The organism is Pseudomonas sp. TR47, from assembly GCF_044143025.1.
GTDB lineage: Bacteria > Pseudomonadota > Gammaproteobacteria > Pseudomonadales > Pseudomonadaceae > Aquipseudomonas > Aquipseudomonas putida_E.
Map to the genome: position 1 here is coordinate 131993 of NZ_JBHFCS010000002.1, position 20663 is coordinate 152655.

The following is a 20663-nucleotide window of genomic DNA, read 5'->3' on the forward strand; positions in this document are numbered from 1 at the left end:
AATCTAATCCTTAATCTAGAATAGATCCCCCAGTTTTGGGGAATTTGTACCCAATAATAAAATGTTCTTTTAGAACAATATCTTAGCGTCTACTTCTAGATTTCTACGAAGGTCGCGCAAGCCGAAAGTTGAGCGAAACCTGAGTGCCAAGGCCTTCGCGGCTACTCAACCGAACCGACCCACCGAAACGCTCCATGATCCGTCTGACCAATACCAACCCCACCCCCAGCCCACCTTGTTTGGTTGTGAAGAAGGGCTTGAACGCCATGCGCTGCTGCTGTTCATTCATGCCTTTTCCGGTGTCGGTCAGGCGCAGGGTGACGCTGCGCCTGTCCTGCTTCACCACCTCGACACGCAGCCGCCCACCCTGCTCCATCGACTCCAGAGCGTTGGCGATCAGGCTGTTGAAAATCTGCCCGAGCAATTCCGGCTGTCCCATCACCTGCAGTGCCGGAAGCGGCTTCAGGTCCAGGGTCACGCCACTGCGTGCCAGCGCTATGGCAAAGGTCTGCAAGCTGTCCTGCAGGACTTGGGGAAGGTCGACCGGTATCGTCTTGTCATCCAGTGGCCGCAGCGACTGCAGCAACTGGCGGATCCACTGCGACATGCGGTCGACCTGGCTGATGATCTCGTTGATATTGCGCTGCGCCGGCCCTTCGTCGTACACCTGAGCCAGTTCGGCGCTGGAGCGGATACTGGCCAACGGATTGCGCAAGCTGTGCGCCACGGCCGAGGACACCTCGCCAAGGGCCACGTAGGTTTCATTACTGATCAGCCGCTTCTGTTGCACCGCCATCACCCGGGCGGCGCGGCGCATGATGCCGTACAGGCCGATGTAGACCACCCCGGCACCCACCGTGGTGGCCAGCCAGATGAGGACCAGGCCATGTTCGATGCGCACGATCAGGTCATGGGGTTCCTTGTATATCTCCACCATCGCTACGACGTGTTCGCCATCTGCGTCGAACAGCGGAATGTAGTTCTCGATGAACAACTGCTCAGGTGGCGTCACGAACTTCTGCTCGGAGCGGGCCTCTTCGAAGCCGTGGTAACTGGCCGAGACCCGCATTTTGTGCTCGAACGCCCGATCCAGGTCGTCATCGCCCTGAATCAGCTTGCCCGTCAGCGCCGGATTGCTCGACCAGATCACTGTGCGGTCCGGGGCATAGATGTTGGCCAGCAGCATGTCTGGCAAGTGCGCGATGTGGTCAAGGAATTCGCCGCGGGCCTTGCGCCGCGCCACAGGGTCAACGCCTGGCAAAGGATCAAGGTCCGTACGCGGGTCCAGCAGTTCGCCCATGGTGCGCACATTGGGGATCGCCACATGTCGTACTTCAGCGTCGGCGATCGAGGTGATGAACTGCGCGGTAAGCAGCGCGTCACGCTCGACGCTTTCGTCGATGATGAAACGGCTGGATATCAACCCCAGGCCGGCGGCCACCGACAGGATGATGGCCAGGCTGACCCAGGCGTACCAACGCAGGAGGTTGAACGGCTTGCGCGACGTGCCAGCCTCAGGGCTGGCGGGTGACTCGAGTGGGTCGGAACGGGAGGCGATGTCCATGGCGGCTACCACTGCTGAGCACCTTTGAAAGGTTATAGCCCAGAGTTGGGGAACCCATGGCATTGATTTTCGCAAGGCCGATGCAAGGCTGCCTGCCATCAGGTGCCCATCACAACGGCGAGTCCGCTGCCAGCCCCTGTAACTTGCGGTATTCGCGCAGCACATTGGGCACATACCGTCGGGTTTCGGCGAAGGGCGGCACCGCGCCACGTCGGCGCACAGCATCCGGGCCGGCATTGTAGGCGGCCACGGCCAGGGTGATGTCGTTGTCGAACAGGTTCAACATGCGTTTGAGGTAGCGAGCCCCGCCCTGCACGTTGTCCTCCGGATCAAGCACATCCTCAACACCCATCTCCTTCGCCGTACCCGGCATCAGTTGCATCAGCCCAAGCGCCCCGGCGGCCGAGCGGGCCTTTGGGTTGTACCCCGATTCTGCCTTGATCAGCGCATGCAGCAATGCCTGCGGCACGTTGTGCATGCGCGCCGCTGCTGCCACCAGGTCGGCGTAGGGCCGCCCGGTGATCAATTGCGCATTGGCCGGGCCAGCCTGCGCAACCGGCTCGCGGATGACCCGTTCATAGTTGCGCCCGGGCCGGTGGACGTTGGTCAGCACGTAACCGCCCTTGTCATCGATGGCAATGTACACATCAGCCTGGGCGGTAGCCCCAGCCAGCCAGATCAGTCCCAGGATAATTCCACGCATGTCGGTCGCCTCCCCGCCGTGCCCCCCGATATGGGGGAAATACCCCGGAAAACCCGGGCTTTTCTGCTACGACGCAAGCACTGTGCCGCTTGCCATGGCGCATGGCGCAAGGCCCCGAGGCAGACGTGCACGGCTGTTGCATGGCAGATGAAAACCTGAAAAGGCATGTCCCCATGCAGGAGGGCTTCACCATGCAGCGCAAACCCAATCGCCAATGTGGCTTCACCCTGCTCGAACTTCTGGTGGTCCTGGTGGTGCTCGGCTTGTTGGCCGGTATCGTCGCGCCCAAGTACTTCAGCCAGCTGGGCCGTTCCGAGGCCAAGGTGGCACGGGCCCAGATCGAAGGGCTGGGCAAGGCCTTGGACCTTTATCGCCTGGAAATCGGCCACTACCCCAACAGTGAGCAGGGCTTGCAGGCACTGGTTGCCGCCCCCAGTGGCGAAGCCCGCTGGTCAGGCCCTTACCTGCAGAAAGCAATTCCACAGGACCCGTGGGGCCGTGCCTACATCTACCGCCAGCCAGGTGAAAACGGCGGCGAGTACGACTTGCTGTCCATGGGCAAGGACGGCCAGCCCGGTGGCGATGGTGAAAACGCCGAAATTACCAGTTGGCAATGAGGAGCAAGGCCATGCGCTACAGCCTCAAGGCCCTGGGTAGAGAGGGCGTGGTTCAATTGCACATCGATGCCGAGGATGCCGAACAGGCTCGGCGCAAAGTGGAAGACCAGGGCCTGCGTGTCGTCAGCGTACGCAGCCAAGGCGGCACTCTGGTCGGTGTGCCCTGGCGACGCCAGGTCGCCTTTGACCTGTTGCTCTTCAGTCAGGAACTGACCACGCTGCTGCACGCCGGCCTACCCTTGATCGATGCGCTGGAAAGCCTTGCGGAAAAAGCCCCGACCGCGGCAACCCGTAAAGTGCTGGCGGCGCTGGTTGGCCAGTTGTACGAAGGCCGCTCGCTGTCCCAGGCCCTGGCACAGCAGCCGCGGATATTCCCGCCGCTATACGTGGCCCTGGTGCAGTCCAGCGAGCGTACCGGGGCGCTGGGCGACGCCCTGCACCGCTATATCGGATACCGGCAGCGCTTGGACCTGGTCCGGCAAAAACTGGTGGGGGCTTCGGTCTACCCGCTGCTACTGCTACTGGTGGGCGGTGGCGTCGTGCTGTTCCTGCTCGGCTACGTAGTGCCACGCTTCAGCCTGGTGTTCGAGGGCATGGGCAGCGAACTGCCCTGGCTTTCGCGCATGCTGATGCAGATCGGCCTGTTCCTGCATGCTCAACAGTTGCCCCTGGCCCTGGCAACGGCAGGCGGCATCGGCGCCTTGGTGCTGCTGCGGCGTAACCCCGTTCTGCGGCGTTGGGTGTCGCGCCAGATACGGCGAATGCCAGCCTTGCATCAGCGCCTGATGATGTATGAGCTGGCGCGTTTCTACCGCTCGCTGGGCATTCTGCTGCAAGGCGGCATACCCATCCTGACGGCCATGGGCATGGCCCGCGGGCTGCTGGGAAGCGCTGCGGCACAAGGCCTGGAGCAGGCCAGTCGCGGGGTGGGTGAAGGCCTACCGTTGTCGCAAGCGCTGGAAGCCGGGCAGTTGGTGACACCCGTGTCGCTGCGCTTGCTGCGGGCGGGTGAGCAATCGGGGAACCTGGGCGAGATGCTTGAACGCTGCGCAGACTTTCATGACCAGGAAATAGGGCGCTGGGTAGAGTGGTTCGTGAAGCTGTTTGAACCGCTGCTGATGACCTTCATCGGGTTGCTGATCGGAGTGATCGTCATTCTGATGTACATGCCGATCTTCGAGCTGGCGTCGAGTATCCACTAGCCGTCACCGACCGCGTTGACGGCCGGCTTGCCGACGATCAACGGCGAGGCTGGTGCCATCTGATACGGTGCTGGCCTGATGGGTGAGCCCGCTCGCTCAATAGTCGAACCGGTCCACCGCCCGCCGCCGCTCATTGTCATCGCGCCGATCGTAGCTGGCAGTGGTCTGGATGTTGGCGTGATGCGCCAGCTTCTGCGCGATCGACAGGTCGTGCTCTTCGATCACCCGGGTGATGAACGCCCGGCGAAAATCATGCGGCATGATCTTCACCCCCACCTGCGCCCCGCGCTGACGGGCGATGTAGTAGATCGCATGCTTGGTGATGCGCGCACGGGTAATGTGGTTGCCACGGCGGATGCGGTTGAACAGGAAGGGGTCGTCCGAGGCGCCCTCTGGCAGCGACTGCCGTCGCAGATCAAGCCAGGCCTGCAGTTTTTCGAAGGCCCAGGGCGGGGCATACTTGATCAGTTGCCGGTTGCCTTTGCCCAGCACCTGCAGGCTGCGCGCCTGGAAGTCGACTTGCTCCAGGTCGATGTCCACCGACTCCGATTTGCGCATGCCGGTGCCATACAGCAGCGCGATGATCGCCGCATCACGAACACCCTGCGGGCGCGGGTCGGCGGTGCACACATCCATCAATTCGCGAATCAGGCTACGGCGCAGGTTGCGCCCTGGCGGCAGGCGGCTGCCGGTTGCCGGCTTGACCTCACGAATACGCAGCAACTGCTCATGATCGATCAGGCCCTGGCGCCAGGCTTCATTCATCACGCCGCGTATTGCGTTGACATAAAGCGACGAACTGTTGGGCGCATAGCCATCGGTGCGCAGTGCTGCAACCAGGCCGATCACATGTCCCGGCTCAAGCTTGTGCCATGGCACATCGGCGAGGTTGCAATCAATGAAACCCAGCCGGTCGGCAGCGTCCTGCAAGATGTAGCGCATGGTTTGCTGGCTGGAAGGCGCCAGCCTGGCGAGGTACTGCAGCAGCGGATTTTGCGAAAGGTCGGACAAAACGTGAATCCTGTAGCGAAGCCCGGAGCGCCATCGGGCCCTCCAGGCGTAAAGCGGCCTGCGTCATTGCCTTGAAGATCAGGGATCTTGGCCACTGACATGAGCTGAAATGGGGGCACATAGGCTATCACTGGTAGGCCTCGTGTCCAACTCGGCAATCCTCGGCTTCACCTTCGATATCCCTGGCGGCCTGCTCGGCCAGTACACGCCTGGCGCAGGCAGCGATGCGGCAGCACACTTCTTCCAGCTGTTCGGCCGCAAGCACTAGCCCCATGCGCACATGTCCCGTTGCACTGGGCCCGAATGCATCGCCCGGCAGCAGTGAAACGCCCTCCTCAATCAACAGCCGCTGGGCGAAAGCCTGGGCGCTCAGCCCGGTTTCGCGGATATCAAGCATCACGAACATGCCGCCCGCCGGCCGGTGAGGGCGCACCCCGGGGCAATCGCGCAGGGCCCAGCACACCAGATCACGCCGCTGACGATAAGCCTCGCGCATCTGTTGTACCGCAAGCAGGTTCTGCTCCAGCGCTACGCAGGCCCCCTGCATGACAAACTCCGGCAAGCCAAACAGCATGGCCATTGCCAGATTGGCCAAGTGCGCGATCAGCGCCGGGGGGCCGACCACCCACCCCACGCGCCAGCCGCTCATCGCATGCGACTTGGACACACTGTCGATGATCACGCAACGCTCGCGCATGCCGGGCAGTTGCGCCGGGGCAACCGCTTGGCCGTCGTACAGCAGGCCACTGTAGACCTGGTCGCACACCAGCCAAAGATCATGGTCGCGACAAAGCTGCGCGAGTTGCACCATGTCCTCAGGGGAGATGGCGCTGCCGGTCGGATTGTGCGGTGTGTTCAGCAGCAGCCCTCGGGTACGCGGGGTTATTGCTTGCGCCACGGCCTGCGGGTCGAGCCGAAAGCCCTGCTCCGGGCTTACCGCCACCTGTACCGGTTGCGCCCCGCAAGCGCCGAATACAGCGTGGTAAGTGACATACATGGGCTCGGCGACGATCACTTCGTCCCCCGCTCCAAACAGGCATTGGCAGACGGCATACAACGCACACTGTGCACCAGCGAGCACCATCACCTGCTCGACACTTACCCCAGGGCCACTACGGCGTGCAATCGCCTGGCGCAGCGCAAGGTTGCCACGCACATCACTGTAGTGGGTGTCGCCGCGGCGAAGGCTCAAGACCGCAGCTTCGACAATGGCCGTTGGCGTATCGAAGTCAGGATCGCCCACCGACAGCAGGAAGATTTCGCGCCCTTCGCGACGCAGGGCCTGTGCCTGGTAGTGGATATCCCAGGCAGCAGCGCCATCACCGGCAATGCGTTGGGTGAGCGTGGAATAGCGCATGACTGTCTCCCTGTCTGCCCAACTCGCACCGCTGGTCTGAAAACGCTGTGCGCCGAATGAGGTTAAAAATAGCAGAACCCTTCTGCAGCTCTGGCAACACCCGCCAACGAAAACGTTTGCTTGGCCATTTGCCGCCAAACGGCGAAGGTGCCATGTTTGTGACCGGGGTCAAGCGTAGGTGCATTTATCGTTTTTTCGGCAGAACAGCAGCCTGACGGATGCTATCTTTAGTTTCCCGACGGCCGCGCTCGCGGCGCCCCGTTCACCGCGTCCGGGTACGGACAAGGAGGCTGGCATGAACAAGATGACGTTCCCCAACGCCTGCCAGGTGATGCGCTGGCACTTCCACCCGCTGGGCTTCGAGGCCACCATGGATGCGCCACGCAGCATGATCGCCCGCCTGTTCGACCGTGCCACGGGCGAAACCTTGCTGGCGATCGCTGGCATCCCCTGCACTGCGATAATGGCGGCAGCCGATGTCGAACGTATCATTGAGGCGGTAGAAGCTGAAATGGATGCTTTCGTACCGGTTCTCGCCCTGCGTGACGCCGGCTAGGCGACCGCCTCGGGGCTTTTGCGCAATACCTGCAATGTCCCCATGAACTGCTCGGCCGGTACCGGCTGGCCCAGTAGGTAACCCTGTAGCGAATCACAGCCCAGACGGGTCAGGAAATCCTGCTGCCCGCCGGTCTCCACGCCCTCGGCAACAATACGCAAGCCCAACGCCTGGCCCAATGCAACGATGGCCGAAACAATGGCTGCATCGTCGCTGTCCTGCTCCAGGTCACGGACGAAACCTCGGTCGATCTTAAGCTCATTGGCGGGTAAGCGCTTGAGGTACATCAGGCTCGAGTAGCCGGTGCCAAAGTCATCGATGGACAGGTCCACGCCCATATCGGACAGGCGCTGCAAGACTGCCAGGCTGGCATCGGCATCGTGCATTGCCGTCGTTTCGGTGATTTCCAGCGTCAGGCGGTTGGCCGGCAAACCGTTCTCGCGCAGGGCGCGGGCAACGCTGTCAACCAGGCCGGCATGGCAGAACTGGATCGCGGACAAGTTGACCGCCATGCGCCAGTTTTCATACCCCTGATCAAGCCACTGGCGCATCTGCCGGCAGGCCTCGTCCAGCACCCATTCGCCAATCGGGATGATCAGGCCGGTTTTTTCCGCCAGGCCAATGAAGCGGTCCGGCAGCAGCAGCCCGTGCTGCGGATGCTGCCAGCGCAACAAGGCCTCGGCGCCGATCGGCTGGCAAGCCTGCGCGGCGAACTTGGGCTGGTAATGCAGGCGGAACTGGCGTTGCTCCAGGGCCATGCGCAGGTCCTGCAGCAGCTGCAGCTGCTGGCGGGCGTTGCTGTTCATGGAAGCATCGAAGAAGCTGTAGCCATTCTTGCCGGCGCTCTTGGCGTGATACATGGCAGCATCCGCGTTGCGCAGCAACTCCAGCTGGTCTTGGCCATTACCCGGATACAGGACAATCCCCAGGCTCGCCGTCAATTGCAGGTCATGCTCGGCCACGCGGAACGCCCGCGACACCAGGTTGACCTGTTTGGCTGCCACATCCATGGCATCCGCGGGCTCCTGCAGTTCCACCAGCAACACAAACTCATCACCGCCAATGCGCGCCAATGTGTCCTGGCTGTGCAAGTGGCCGCGCAAGCGTGTTGCCACTGCCTTGAGCAGCAGGTCGCCCACATGGTGACCAAACGCATCATTGACCGGTTTGAAGCCGTCCAGGTCGATGAACATCAGCGCAAAACAGCCGCCCTGCTCCGCCACCTTGCCGATCGCCTGTTCGATACGGTCAGAAAGCAGCGTGCGGTTGGGCAGGCCGGTCAGCGTGTCATGCAGCGCCAGCTGGGTGAGTTCCTGGTTGGCGAGGGTCAGCGAACGCGCAAGCTCCGCAGTGCGTGCCTCCAGGCGCGCATCGAGCACCGAGGTCAGCAAGGCCACTGCGAGCACCGCCAGGGTAGTGATCAGAACCAGATAGACCAGCCCGTCACCTTGCAACCCGCCTGGCAGCGCGCCGCAGAAACTGCCTTGGGGGAAGTTGGCTGCGGCCATGCCGGTGTAGTGCATGCCGACGATGGCGACGCCCATCAGCACAGCCGCCAGTCCGCGGATCTGGCGAACGTAAGGGGTATGCTGACGCAGCCGGAAGGCTATCCACAACGCTGCCGCCGAAGCGCCCACCGCGATCGCCAACGAGGCACCGAACAGCGTTGGGTCGTAGTCAATGCCCGGCAGCATACGCAACGCCGCCATGCCGGTGTAATGCATGCAACTGATGCCAGCACCCATGAAGAGCGCGCCAAACACCAGTTGCAGCCACGGCAGGCTCGGTTGGCTAACCAGCCATAGGGCAAACCCCGAAGACAGCACGGCGATCAGTAATGAGAAGGCGGTCAGGCCAATGTCATAGCCCAGTTCGACCGGCAGGCTGAAGGCGAGCATGCCGATGAAGTGCATCGACCAGACGCCGGTACCCATCGCCAGCGCCCCACCGCCCATCCACAGGTGCACCGCCCTGCCCTGGGCGGTAGCGATGCGGCCGGTCAGGTCGAGGGCGGTATAGGAGGCTAGGATGGCCACGCACAGTGAAATCAGCACCAGCGAAGCAGAGTAACTACCGGTCAGCATTGAGAGTTCCAGCGACGGGACAGGGGCCCGAAAAAGCCGACGATTGTACTCAAGCTTTGGCGAAACGCACGGGATTTCTGAGCGCTCAAATGGATCTGTAATTATCTGCGAGAGTCCACCAGCCCCGCGATAGAGCCCCCCGGCGAACCACTGACATCAAATTGCCATTGGTCGGCTTTTGTCGCGCCTGAAGGGCAGGTGAAAAAAGGTGTTGGCTCATGCCTGAGCGGGCAGTTTTTCGACACTAGACCGCGCCTTCACTCCTGACTGGCAAACGCTTGCCCGGCATCCCAGCCGCCGCCCAACGCAGCGATCAGCTGCACACTGGCCACCAGACGCCCCTGTAACAGGTTCAACACACTGCGCTCATTGCTCAGCGCCGTGGTCTGTACATTGACCACGTCCAGATAGCCGATCAGCCCGGCCCTGTACTGGTTGTCGGTCAGGCGCAACGACTCACGCGCGGCATCCAGAGCTTCCTGGCGCACGAGCGCCTCTTCGCCGTAAACCTTGAGTTGCACCAGGTAATTCTCGACCTCCTTGAAGCCGTCGAGCACGGTCTGGCGGTACTGCGCCACGGTCTGGTCGTATACCGCGACAGTGCGGTCAACCTCGGCGCTGCGCTTGCCGGCATCGAAGAGTGTCAGCGCCAGTTGCGGCCCTACCGACCAGTAACGATTGGGCAACTGAATCCAGTCATTGAAGGTACTGCTGGAATAACCACCGCTCATGCTCAGGCTCAAGTCAGGGAAATAGGCGGCCCGTGCCACGCCGATGTTGGCGTTGGCCGCCATCACGTTGCGCTCGGCCGAAGCGATGTCCGGGCGGCGCTCCAGCAATTGCGACGGCAGGCTTACCGGAATCTGCGGCAAGGCCGGGATGCTTTTGCTGTCGGCGAGGGCAAACTCGGCGGGTGCCTTGCCCAGTAGCACGGCAATGGCGTTTTCGAACTGTGCACGCTGCCAGACCAGATCTATCAGGTCGGCTTGGGTAGTCTTGAGCTGGGTACGTGCCTGGGCCACTGCGTCGGGGCCGGAGACGCCTGCACGGTACTGGTTCTCGGTCATGCGCAACGAACGTTCATACGTCGCGACGGTGGCTTCCAGCAGGCGCTTCTGCTCATCGATAACGCGCAACTGCAGGTAATTCTGCACCAGCTCAGACTGCTGGCTGAGGCGGATCGCGGCGAGGTCGGCGAAGCTCGCTTGAGCACTGGCCTCGTTGGCGTTCATGGTCTCGCGCAACTTGCCCCACAGGTCGATTTCCCAGCTCACCCCAAGCTGCGCGTTGTAAGTGTTGCGAATACCGCTGCTGTTGTTGGAAAGGCTGGAGCTCGAACTGCCTGTGCCCTGGGCCGAGCGGTTCTTGCTGGTGGTCAGGTCCAGGCTTGGGAACAACGACGCACGGCTACTGCGCACCAGCGCTTGGGCCTGGCGGTACTGGGCTTCGGCCTGCGCCACACTCTGATTGCTGCGGTTGAGCTCCTCGACCAGAGCGTTGAGCCCCGCGTCACCATAGATTTCCCACCAGGCGCCACGGGCGATGGCATCGGACGGGTTGGCCTGGGTCCAGCCCTCGGCCTGTTTGAACTGCGCCGGTGTGCTCAGCTCCGGGCGATGGTAGTCCGGGCTCAGGGTACAGGCGCTTAGCAGCGCCGCACACAGACCGGCACCGACCAGGCGTGAGCCACGCCCGCGGGTCAGCAGTTGCAGGGCGCGGTGGAGTGGGGACTGGGCAAAATTCATAGCGGGGTATCCAGAGCAGCATCGGTGCGCACGCCGCGCCAATGGTTGAATCGGTGGCGCAGGCGGTCGAGGTACAGGTACACCACCGGCGTCGTATACAGGGTCAGGACTTGGCTGAAGACCAGGCCGCCAATGATGGTCAGGCCCAGCGGTTGGCGCATTTCCGCACCCTCGGCGCGGCTGAGCAGCAGTGGCAAGGCGCCGAGCATGGCCGCCAGCGTGGTCATCAGGATCGGCCGCAGGCGCAGCAGGCAGGCACGGCGGATCGACTCTTCCGGCGTCAGCCCCTGATGGCGCTCCAGTTGCAGCGCCAGGTCGATCATCAGGATGGCGTTCTTTTTCACCACGCCAATCAGCAGGAACAGGCCCAGCAGGGATATCAGGCTGAATTCGCCCCCGGTGACGTAGAGCGCAAGCAAGGCACCGACGCCAGCCGAAGGCAAGGTCGAGAGGATGGTCAGCGGGTGAATGTAGCTTTCATACAGTATGCCCAGCACCAGATACACCAGCACCAACGCGCCAAGAATCATGAACGGCTGGCCCTGCTGGGTCTTGGCGAAGGCGTCTGCCGTGCCGCCCAGCTTGGCAATCACCTCCTCGGGCAGGCCCAGCTTGGCCACCGCCCGCTCCACCGCCGCCATGGCCTGGTCGGGGCTGTAGCCTTCGGCAACGTCGAAGGCGATGTCTTCGGCAGCGAACTGGCCCTCATGGCTGACCCGGTCGTTTGCCAGGCTGTTCTCGTAATGGGCGATGGTCGACAAGGGCACACGCGCCCCGTCACTGGTGATCACCTGCACCTGCTCCAGGCTGCTTGGGTCCCAGGCGTATTTCGGGTTGATTTCCAGCACCACCTGGTACTGGTTGAGGCTGTCGTAGATGGTCGAGATCTGCCGTTGACTGTAAGCGTTGTTCAGAACGGTGGTGACCATGTCCATGTCGATACCCAGGCGCTTGGCCTGGTCGCGATCGACTACCAGTGTCACCTGCTGGGTACCGGAGCCGTCGCGAGCATCGATGGCGGTCAGCTCGGGCAGCGCGCGCATGGCTGCGACCACCTTGGGGAACCACTGGCGCAACGCTGCCAGATCGCCGCTCTGCAGGGTGTACAGGTACTGCGACGAGGTCTGGTCACGGCCACCGCCGCCCAGCTGCAGGTCCTGGTCAGCCATCAGGAACAGCCGTCCGCCAGGGACCTTGGGCATTTCCTTGCGCAAACGCTCGATGACCTGCTGCGCATCGATCTTGCGCTCGCTGATCGGCTTCAGGCGCACCAGCACCATGGCGTTGTTGGTACCACTGTTGCCACCAATGAAACCGGCAACACTCTGCACGGCCGGGTCGGCCAGCAAGGCACGGCGGTAGATTTCCATCTTCGGCTGCATCACGGTGAACGACAGCCCGTCGTCACCGCGGATGAAGCCCATCAGCTGGCCGGTGTCCTGCTGCGGGATCAGCGTTTTCGGCACGACCACATACAGCACGATGTTCAGGCCGATGGTCGCCAACAGGCTGATCAAGGTCAGGCGCTTGTGGCGAAGGGCCCAACTCAGGCTGCGATCGTAACCTTGGACCATGCGCTTGTGCACATTGTCGCTCCAGCGCTGCAGGCGCGTCTGTTCGGCGCGGTGGGGCTTGAGCCAACGGGCACAGAGCATCGGGGTGAGGGTCAGCGAAACCACCAGCGAGACGATGATCGCCGCCGCCAGGGTAATCGAGAACTCCTGGAACAGGTTGCGCACGATGCCGCCCATGAACAGGATCGAAACGAACACCGCTACCAGCGAGACGTTCATCGACAGCAAGGTGAAGCCGACTTCCTTGGCGCCGAGGAACGCCGCACGCATCGGCGGCTGGCCGTCCTCGATATGCCGCGAAATGTTTTCCAGCACCACGATGGCATCGTCCACCACCAGGCCTGTAGCCAGGATCAACGCCATCAGCGACAGGTTGTTCAGCGAAAAACCGCACAGGTACATCACCGCGAAGGTCCCCACCAGCGATACCGGTACCGCCAGGCTGGGGATCAACGAGGCGCGCAGGCTGCCGAGGAACAGGTAGACCACGAGGATCACCAGCACCACGGCGATCAGCAGCGTGTGCTCGGCTTCCTTGAGGGTGGCCTTGATGACCGGCGAACGGTCCATGGCCACGTTCAGTTGCACGCTGGCCGGCAGCAGCGACTGCAGGGCCGGCAACTGCGCGTGGATCTGGTCGACGGTCTCGATGATGTTGGCGCCGATCTGACGGTTGACCACCAGCAGCACGGCACTCTGATCGTTGAAAAAGCCGCTGTTGTAGCGGTTCTCGACGCTGTCTGTGATGGTCGCCACGTCGGACAGGCGCAGTATCGTACCGTTCTGCTGCCGGATCACGATCGGTTCGTAATCCTTGGCTTTTTCCAGCTGGTCGTTGGCCCGTACCTGCCAGTTGCGCTCACTGTCCTCGACGAAACCCATCGGCCGGCGCTGGTTGGCGTTGGCCACCGCAGTGCGCACTTCGTCCAGGGACAGGCTGTACTGGTTGAGCAGTTGCGGCTCGACGGAAATGCGCACAGCCGGCAGCGAACTGCCGCCGATCTGCACTTCCCCTACCCCACTTACCTGAGCCAGGCTCTGCGACAGGATGGTGTCAGCCAGATCGTACAACTGGCCTTTCTGCAGCACATCAGAGGTCAACGACAGCACCATGATCGGCGCCTGTGACGGGTTGAGTTTCTTGTAGGTCGGCATGCTGCGCATGCCGCTGGGCAGCAGGTTGCGGGTGGCGTTGATCGCCGCCTGCACCTCACGCGCGGCGCCGTCGATGTCCCGGCCTTGCTCGAAACCGATGATTACCCGGGTCGAGCCCTGGTTGGAGCTACTGGTCAGGGTGGTGACACCGGCGATACTGCCAAGCTTACGTTCCAGCGGCGTGGCTACCGTGGAGGCCATCACCTCGGGGCTGGCGCCAGCCAGGTTGGCTTGAACCACGATCACCGGGAAGTCCATCTGCGGCAACGGCGAAACCGGCAGCAGGCCGAAGCTGACGCCACCAAGCAGCATGATTGCCAGGCTCAGCAGCATGGTCGCCACAGGCCGGCGAATGAAAGGGCCGGACAGGTTCATGCCTCGGCCTGCGTGGTGTCAGCGGCTGGGCGCCAGCGCCGTGCCAAGCGGTCGAAGTACAGGTAGATGACCGGCGTTGTGAACAGGGTCAGCACCTGGCTTACCAGCAAGCCGCCGACCATGACCAGCCCCAGCGGCTGGCGCAACTCGGCACCGGAACCTGTCGCCAGCATCAACGGTACTGCGCCGAACAGCGCAGCCAGGGTGGTCATCAGGATCGGCCGGAAGCGCAGCAGCGCCGCCTGGTAGATCGCGTCGTGCGGACTCATGCCTTGGTTGCGCTCGGCCTCGAGGGCGAAGTCGATCATCATGATCGCGTTCTTCTTGACGATGCCGATGAGCAGAATGATGCCAATGATGGCGATCATGCCCAGGTCGTTGCCGCTGAGGATCAACGCCAGCAAGGCACCGACCGCCGCCGACGGCAAGGTCGAGAGGATGGTGATCGGGTGAATGTAGCTCTCGTACAGCACGCCGAGCACGATGTACATGGTCACCACGGCGGCAAGGATCAGCAGCAAGGTGCTCGACAGGGACGCCTGGAAGGCCTCGGCAGCGCCCTGGAAGCGGGTCTGCACGCCGATGGGCATGCCGATTTCCTGCTGGACCTGCTCGATCACCTTGACCGCTTCGCCCAGCGACGCACCATGCGCCAGGTTGAACGACATCATCACCGCGGGGAACTGGCCGATGTGTGAAATCGCCAGCTGCGCCTGACGCTGCTCGATGCGCGCCAGTGCCGACAGGCGTACCTGACCACCGTCACTGGCCTTGACGTGGATCGACTCCAGCGCCTGTGGGCCGATGCTTGCTGCATCGCGCGACTGCAGCACCACCCGGTACTGGCTGGCCTGGGTATAGATGGTCGAGATCTGCCGCTGGCCGAAGGCGTCATACAGGGCGTTGGTGATTTGCGACACATCGATGCCCAGGCGGCTGGCCACGTCACGGTCGATCACCAGGTACACCTGCAGCCCCTTGTCCTGCAGGTCGCTGGCCACATCCTGCAGTTCTGGCCGCTGTTGCAGCGCATTGACCAGCTTGCCGCTCCACTGCGCGAGCAGGTCGGCGTCGGGCGAGGACAGGCTGAACTGGTACTGCGTGCGGCTGACCCGATCCTCGATGCTCAGGTCTTGCACCGGCTGCATGAACAGGCGGATGCCGACCAGCTTGTCGAGCTGAGGCTGCAAGCGGCTGATCACCTCGCCGGCCGTCACGTCGCGCTCGCCGTGGGGTTTGAGGTTGATCAGCAGACGGCCACTGTTGAGCGTGGCATTGTCACCGTCCACGCCGATGTAGGACGACAGGCTCTGCACGGCCGGATCCTGCAGGATGATCGTGCTCAGCGACTGCTGGCGTTCGCTCATGGCGGCGAACGAGGTGGACTGCGGGGCTTCGGAGATACCCTGGATCACCCCGGTGTCCTGCACCGGGAAGAAGCCCTTGGGCACCACCATGTACAGGAAAACGGTCAGTGCCAGGCTGGCGACCGCCACCAGCAAGGTCAGCGGCTGGTGCCGGAGCACCCATTGCAGGCCACGGCCGTAGTAATCGATCAGCCAGTCGATCCAGGCACCACTGGCTCGGTAAAAACGGCCTTGCTCTTCTTCTTTGGGTTCACGCTTGAGCAGGCGTGCGCACATCATGGGTGTCAGGGTCAGCGAGACCACCAGGGAAATCAGGATAGCCACCGCCAGCGTGATGGCGAATTCGCGGAACAGCCGGCCCACCACATCGGCCATGAACAGCAGCGGGATGAGCACGGCAATCAGCGAGAAGGTCAGGGAGATCAGGGTGAAACCGATCTGCCGCGCGCCCTTGAGCGCAGCCTGCATGGGCGTTTCGCCCTCCTCGATGTGCCGCGAGATGTTCTCCAGCATGACGATGGCGTCATCGACCACAAAACCGGTGGCGATGGTCAGGGCCATCAAAGTCAGGTTGTTGATCGAGAAGCCGGCCAGGTACATCACGCCGAAGGTGCCGATCAGCGACAGCGGCACGGCAATCGACGGGATGATGGTGGCACTGATGCGGCGCAGGAAGACGAAGGTCACCATCACCACCAGGACGATGGCGATCAGCAGTTCGTGCTGCACATCCTTGACCGCGGCGCGGATGGTCTGGGTGCGGTCGGTCAGCACCGACACCTCGAGGCCGGCGGGCAGGTTGTCGGTGATCGACGGCAGCAGGTCCTTGATGCGGTCGACCACCTCGATGACATTGGCACCGGGCTGACGCTGGATGTTCAGCAGTACCGCCTGGTTCTGGTTGGCCCAGGCAGCGAGGCGTTCGTTCTCGGCTCCGTCGACGATTTCGGCGACGTCCTTCAGGCGCAGCGGCGCACCGTTGTTGTACGCCAGGATCAGGTTGGCGTACTCCTCGGGGGAACGCAGCTGGTCATTGGCATCGAGCATCGACACCCGGGTCGGGCCATCGAAGTTGCCCTTGGGCTGGTTGACGTTGGAGGCGCCAACCAGGGTACGCACGTCATCGAGGTTCAGACCATTGGCGGCCAACGCATCGACGTTGACCTTGATGCGTACAGCCTGGCGCTGGCCACCGGCGATGCTGACCATGCCCACGCCGCCGATCTGCGCGAGCTTCTGCGCCACGCGGGTGTCGACCAGGTCGTTGAGCTTGGGCAGCGGCATGGTTTTGCTGGAAATGGCCAGGGTCAACACCGGGGTATCGGCAGGGTTGACCTTGTTGTACACAGGTGGTGCCGGCAGGTCGCTGGGCAGCAGGTTGCTGGCGGCGTTGATCGCGGCCTGTACCTGCTGCTCGGCAACGTCCATGTTCATGTCCAGGCTGAAGCGCAGGGTCAGCACCGAGGCACCGCCAGAACTGGTCGATGCCATCTGGGTCAGGCCCGGCATCTGGCCGAACTGGCGCTCGAGCGGCGCGGTCACGGCGCTGGTCATCACCTGCGGGCTGGCGCCCGGATACAGGGTCATGACCCTGATGGTCGGGTAATCGACCTGCGGCAAGGCCGAAACCGGCAGCAGCTTGTACGCGATCAGGCCGGCCAGCACGATGGCCAGCATGCTCAGCGTGGTGGCGACCGGGCGAAGGATGAACAGGCGCGACAGGTTCATGCGCCCGCCTTGCCTGCCGTTTCACCGGTCTGGGCCGAGCCTTTGCCGTCCTGCCCCTGCAGGTGCTGGCCGGGGGTGGCCGGCACTTGCGAGCTGTCTTCGACCACTTCGACCTTGGAACCTTCGCGCAGGCGGTCGGTGCCTTCGAGCACCAGGCGGTCACCGGCCTTGAGGCCTTCGAGGATCACACTGTTCTCACCGTCACTGGGGCCCACCTTGAGCTTGCGCACATTGACCGTGTTGTCGGCAGTGACGACATAGGCGAAGGTGCCGTCGTTGCCGAACTGAATGGCCGCCGCCGGTGCCATGACGACCTGCTTGAGGGTGTCGGCCAACAGGCGCACGTTGACGAACTGGTTGGGGAACAGGGCCATGTCCTTGTTCTCGAAGCGGCCTTTGAACTTCAGGGTACCGGTGGTGATGTCTATCTGGTTGTCGATGCTGGCCAGCACGCCAGTGGACTGCAGCTTGCTGTCGCCGCGGTCCCAGGCCTCGACCGCCAGGCTGGCACCGCTGCGGTAACGTTCCAGCACGGTAGTCAGCTCGGTTTCCGGCAAGGTGAAGGCAACGCTGATCGGTTCGGTCTGGGTGATGACCACCAGGGCGGTAGTGTCATTGGCCGCCACCAGGTTGCCCAGGTCGAGCTGACGCAGGCCCACCCGGCCACTGATCGGCGCGCGGATCTGGGTGAAATCAAGGTTCAGGCGGGCATCATTAACCTGAGCCTGGTTGGTTTTCACCAGCCCCTGGAACTGCGCCACCTGGGCTTCGGAGGTATCGAGCGTCTGTTTGGCGATGCTGTCTTCGGCGTACAGGCCTTTATAGCGCGCCAGGTCGACTTGAGCGTTCTTGAGCTGCGCCCGGTTTTGCGCCAGCGTGCCTTCGGCCTGCTGCAGCGCGATGCGGTAGGCGCGCGGGTCGATCTCGGCGAGCAAGTCGCCAGCCTTGACCTGCTGGCCCTCCTTGAAGTGGATTTTCACCAGCTCACCGGCAACACGGCTACGCACGTTGACGGTATTGGTCGCAGTAACCGTGCCAAGCGCCTTGTAGTAGAGCGGAAAGTCGCCCACCCGTGCAGGTTCCACACGCACTGGCACCGCTTCGGTGGAGCCGCCGAAGCCGGGACGGCCCATACCGATGCCCATGCCCTTGCCCGGGCGCCCCCCGCCCGCTTCTTTTGGGGCAGGCGTTGCAGCGGGCCACAACCACCAGGCCAGCAGGGCCACCAGCAGCAGGATCAGCAGGCCAACGAGCCAGCGACGAGGGGATCGGGAGACGGAAACTCGCATGGGTTGAACGAACCTTGTTCGGAATGACGACTTGGGAAGGTGAACGATAAGCACTGGCACTCTTTTAGCAAAGGCCCTTTACCAGAGGTTTACCTTTGCCTGACGTTGCCAAGAGGCTGAACTTTAAATGAAAACGGCCCGGAAAGCGTTCCGGGCCGTTACAGGGTGTTGCTTGGAGAGGCAGCGTACTGAAGAGTTCCGAGGCCGAAACCTTCGATAAAGGCCTTCGTTACGCTCAATGCCAGCCAGCTAAGCGATTTAGGGCCGCTTTGCGGCCCTGACAAGCCCAACTGACTGGCATCAGCCCTGCACCATTCTTTACTTCAACACCGCCAGTGCCGCGTCATAGTTCGGCTCGTCAGCGATTTCGCCTACCAGCTCGCTGTGCAGCACCTTGTCGTTTTCGTCCAGCACTACCACGGCGCGGGCAGCCAGGCCGGCCAGCGGGCCGTCGGCAATAGCAACACCGTAGTTTTCGAGGAACTCGCGACCACGCAGGGTCGACAGGTTCTTCACGTTCTCCAGGCCTTCGGCGCCGCAGAAGCGCGCCTGGGCGAACGGCAGGTCGGCGGAAATGCACAGCACCACGGTATTGGCCACATCATTGGCCTGGGCGTTGAACTTGCGCACCGAGGTAGCGCAGGTCGGGGTATCGACGCTTGGGAAGATGTTCAGCACCTTGCGCTTGCCGGCGAAGTCCTTCAGCGACTTGTCGGCCAGGCCTTCACCTACCAGGGAGAAGGCCGGAGCCTGGGCACCGGCTTTTGGCAGCTCGCCGTTGACCTGAACCGGGTTGCCTTTGAGAGTCACTTGAGCCATGGACGAAATCCTTATGCGGGGTTTGAAAAGGACACTGAGTTAAGCATGAAGGCGGCCGGGTGCCTATGGGGTTCAGTGAAATTGTTCTATTGCCTGACAGTTTTTGTGGACAAAAAAATGTCCGGGTTGCTACAAGCAGCCCGGACATTTCTCAAAGCGAACGACGGATCAGCCCAACAGGCCGTACACCACAGAAGTCAGCGCGACCAGGCCAACCACCACTACGAAGACGTTGGACAGCGCGCCACTGTACTTGCGCATCGACGGCACGCGGCGGATGGCGTACATCGGCATCAGGAACAGCAGCACGGCGATGATCGGGCCACCCAGCGACTCGATCATGCCCAGGATGCTCGGGTTCAGGGTGGCGACGATCCAGCACACCACCAGCATCAGCGCGGCAACCACACGGTCCAGCGCCTTGGCGCCCGGGCGTGCACCGGTTTTGGCGATGATGCCCTTCAGGCCTTCGCTGGCACCGATGTAATGGCCCAGGAACGACTTGGCGATGGCGATGAAGGCGATCAGCGGCGCGGCGAAAGCGATCGTCGGGTTGCTGAAGTGGTTGGCCAGGTACGACAGGATCGACAGGTTCTGCGCCTTGGCCTCAGCCAATTGAGCGCTGTCGAGGGTCAGTACGCAGCTGAAGACGAAGAACAGCACCATGGCCACCATCAGCAGGTGCGCGCGTGCCAGGATCTGGCCGCTGCGCTCGTCGGCGTGTTCGCCATACCGGCGCTTCTGGTCCACGGCGAAGGCCGAGATGATCGGCGAGTGGTTGAACGAGAACACCATCACCGGGATCGCCAGCCACACGGTGTGCAGGAAGGCCGAACCCGATGGCAGTTGGGAAGCGCCGTCGAGGATACCCCCGGTCCAGTGCGGGACCAGGTAAAGGCCCAGCAGCGCCAAGGCGACGATGAACGGGTAAACCAGCAGGCTCATGACCTTCACCGTGGCCTGCTCACCGCAGCGCACGATGGCCAGCAGGCCCAGGATCAGCACGAACGACAACAGCGCCCGCGGCGGCGGGGTCATGTGCAACTGGTGCTCCATGAAGCTGGTGACCGTGTTGGTCAGCGCCACGCTGTAAATGAGCAGGATCGGGAAGATGGCGAAGAAGTACAGCACGGTGATCAGTGCACCGGCCTTGATGCCGAAATGTTCTTGCACCACCTCGGTGATATCCCCGCCACTGCGCCCGGACAGGACGAACCGGGTCAGGCCGCGGTGGGCGAAGTAGGTCATCGGGAAGGCCAGTGCGGCGAGGATCAATAGCGGCCAAAAACCACCGAGGCCGGCGTTGATCGGCAGGAACAAGGTACCTGCACCGATGGCGGTGCCAAACAGGCCCAGCATCCAGGTAGTGTCATGACGGGACCAGCTGCCAAGGGCAGCCGGGGTCGATTCGAAGCGTTGTTCAACGCTTGGGGCCTGCTCGTTCATTCCGGGTGCAACTCCACTCGCAAGACTGCAACAGGGCTGGGAGTGGCGAAACAGAGGCTTCGAGCACCCCA

General features: G+C 62.7%; 14 protein-coding genes. 3 read left to right on the top strand and 11 right to left on the bottom strand.

Translation table 11 applies throughout. The features are described 5' to 3' along the window. Window positions 1-103: 103 nt before the first annotated feature. Both ACEWE8_RS03190 and ACEWE8_RS03195 read right to left on the bottom strand, forming a co-directional pair. Window positions 104-1564: an ATP-binding protein gene (locus ACEWE8_RS03190; protein ID WP_046786410.1), complete on the bottom strand. Its 1461-nt coding sequence runs from the start codon at window positions 1562-1564 to the stop codon at window positions 104-106. Window positions 1565-1673: 109 nt separating this feature from the next. Next, window positions 1674-2267, bottom strand: a complete 594-nt coding sequence (locus ACEWE8_RS03195) for a lytic transglycosylase domain-containing protein (protein WP_046786095.1) — start codon at window positions 2265-2267, stop codon at window positions 1674-1676. A gap of 191 nt (window positions 2268-2458) precedes the next feature. On the opposite strand from ACEWE8_RS03195, the gene gspG reads away from it, so the two are divergent. Together gspG and ACEWE8_RS03205 are read left to right on the top strand one after the other, a co-directional pair. Then, complete coding sequence (gspG, locus tag ACEWE8_RS03200) at window positions 2459-2884, top strand: type II secretion system major pseudopilin GspG (RefSeq protein WP_046786409.1); 426 nt, start codon at window positions 2459-2461, stop codon at window positions 2882-2884. 11 nt (window positions 2885-2895) lie between these two features. Then, window positions 2896-4086, top strand: coding sequence for a type II secretion system F family protein (locus ACEWE8_RS03205; RefSeq protein ID WP_046786094.1), 1191 nt, complete (start codon window positions 2896-2898; stop codon window positions 4084-4086). 96 nt (window positions 4087-4182) lie between these two features. Here ACEWE8_RS03205 and xerC read toward each other — a convergent pair whose 3' ends face one another. After that, entirely contained in the window at window positions 4183-5097 is a 915-nt protein-coding gene (gene xerC, locus ACEWE8_RS03210) for a tyrosine recombinase XerC (protein WP_046786093.1), read from the bottom strand. A gap of 127 nt (window positions 5098-5224) precedes the next feature. Then, window positions 5225-6454 (bottom strand): pyridoxal phosphate-dependent aminotransferase, encoded by a 1230-nt coding sequence (locus ACEWE8_RS03215; RefSeq protein WP_046786092.1) that lies wholly within the window; start codon window positions 6452-6454, stop codon window positions 5225-5227. Window positions 6455-6749: 295 nt separating this feature from the next. Here ACEWE8_RS03215 and ACEWE8_RS03220 point away from each other — a divergent pair, with 295 nt between their 5' ends. Beyond that, a complete protein-coding gene (locus ACEWE8_RS03220; protein WP_012314647.1) occupies window positions 6750-7010 on the top strand; it encodes a DUF1652 domain-containing protein in 261 nt (86 codons plus the stop codon). On the opposite strand, the gene ACEWE8_RS03225 is transcribed toward ACEWE8_RS03220, so the two are convergent. From ACEWE8_RS03225 to ACEWE8_RS03255, 7 genes are all read right to left on the bottom strand, one after another. Then, window positions 7007-9094, bottom strand: coding sequence for a bifunctional diguanylate cyclase/phosphodiesterase (locus tag ACEWE8_RS03225; protein WP_046786091.1), 2088 nt, complete (start codon window positions 9092-9094; stop codon window positions 7007-7009). The genes ACEWE8_RS03220 and ACEWE8_RS03225 overlap by 4 nt on opposite strands. Window positions 9095-9351: 257 nt before the next feature. Then, window positions 9352-10839, bottom strand: a complete 1488-nt coding sequence (locus tag ACEWE8_RS03230; RefSeq protein ID WP_119687091.1) for an efflux transporter outer membrane subunit — start codon at window positions 10837-10839, stop codon at window positions 9352-9354. Continuing rightward, window positions 10836-13943 (bottom strand): efflux RND transporter permease subunit, encoded by a 3108-nt coding sequence (locus ACEWE8_RS03235; protein WP_046786090.1) that lies wholly within the window; start codon window positions 13941-13943, stop codon window positions 10836-10838. Before ACEWE8_RS03235 ends, ACEWE8_RS03230 begins: the two co-directional genes overlap by 4 nt. Next, window positions 13940-17038, bottom strand: coding sequence for an MdtB/MuxB family multidrug efflux RND transporter permease subunit (locus tag ACEWE8_RS03240; protein ID WP_046786089.1), 3099 nt, complete (start codon window positions 17036-17038; stop codon window positions 13940-13942). Before ACEWE8_RS03240 ends, ACEWE8_RS03235 begins: the two co-directional genes overlap by 4 nt. Beyond that, the gene (locus ACEWE8_RS03245) at window positions 17035-18327 is read right to left on the bottom strand and encodes an MdtA/MuxA family multidrug efflux RND transporter periplasmic adaptor subunit (protein WP_046786088.1); all 1293 of its coding nucleotides are present in this window, start codon (window positions 18325-18327) and stop codon (window positions 17035-17037) included. The genes ACEWE8_RS03240 and ACEWE8_RS03245 overlap by 4 nt, the downstream gene beginning before the upstream one ends. 318 nt (window positions 18328-18645) lie before the next feature. Further along, window positions 18646-19146: a thiol peroxidase gene (gene tpx / locus ACEWE8_RS03250; protein WP_012314653.1), complete on the bottom strand. Its 501-nt coding sequence runs from the start codon at window positions 19144-19146 to the stop codon at window positions 18646-18648. A 168-nt stretch (window positions 19147-19314) separates the two neighbouring features. Then, window positions 19315-20592 (bottom strand): serine/threonine transporter, encoded by a 1278-nt coding sequence (locus ACEWE8_RS03255; protein WP_046786087.1) that lies wholly within the window; start codon window positions 20590-20592, stop codon window positions 19315-19317. Window positions 20593-20663 lie beyond the last annotated feature (71 nt).

What these genes read in the sequence shown, in the direction of transcription:
- ACEWE8_RS03190 (WP_046786410.1), bottom strand. Translation starts at nt 1,564, where the DNA reads ATGGACATCGCCTCCCGTTCCGACCCACTCGAGTCACCCGCCAGCCCT.
- ACEWE8_RS03195 (WP_046786095.1), bottom strand. Translation starts at nt 2,267, where the DNA reads ATGCGTGGAATTATCCTGGGACTGATCTGGCTGGCTGGGGCTACCGCC.
- gspG (WP_046786409.1), top strand. Translation starts at nt 2,459, where the DNA reads ATGCAGCGCAAACCCAATCGCCAATGTGGCTTCACCCTGCTCGAACTT.
- ACEWE8_RS03205 (WP_046786094.1), top strand. Translation starts at nt 2,896, where the DNA reads ATGCGCTACAGCCTCAAGGCCCTGGGTAGAGAGGGCGTGGTTCAATTG.
- ACEWE8_RS03215 (WP_046786092.1), bottom strand. Translation starts at nt 6,454, where the DNA reads ATGCGCTATTCCACGCTCACCCAACGCATTGCCGGTGATGGCGCTGCT.
- ACEWE8_RS03220 (WP_012314647.1), top strand. Translation starts at nt 6,750, where the DNA reads ATGAACAAGATGACGTTCCCCAACGCCTGCCAGGTGATGCGCTGGCAC.
- ACEWE8_RS03225 (WP_046786091.1), bottom strand. Translation starts at nt 9,094, where the DNA reads ATGCTGACCGGTAGTTACTCTGCTTCGCTGGTGCTGATTTCACTGTGC.
- ACEWE8_RS03230 (WP_119687091.1), bottom strand. Translation starts at nt 10,839, where the DNA reads ATGAATTTTGCCCAGTCCCCACTCCACCGCGCCCTGCAACTGCTGACC.
- ACEWE8_RS03235 (WP_046786090.1), bottom strand. Translation starts at nt 13,943, where the DNA reads ATGAACCTGTCCGGCCCTTTCATTCGCCGGCCTGTGGCGACCATGCTG.
- ACEWE8_RS03240 (WP_046786089.1), bottom strand. Translation starts at nt 17,038, where the DNA reads ATGAACCTGTCGCGCCTGTTCATCCTTCGCCCGGTCGCCACCACGCTG.
- ACEWE8_RS03245 (WP_046786088.1), bottom strand. Translation starts at nt 18,327, where the DNA reads ATGCGAGTTTCCGTCTCCCGATCCCCTCGTCGCTGGCTCGTTGGCCTG.
- tpx (WP_012314653.1), bottom strand. Translation starts at nt 19,146, where the DNA reads ATGGCTCAAGTGACTCTCAAAGGCAACCCGGTTCAGGTCAACGGCGAG.
- ACEWE8_RS03255 (WP_046786087.1), bottom strand. Translation starts at nt 20,592, where the DNA reads ATGAACGAGCAGGCCCCAAGCGTTGAACAACGCTTCGAATCGACCCCG.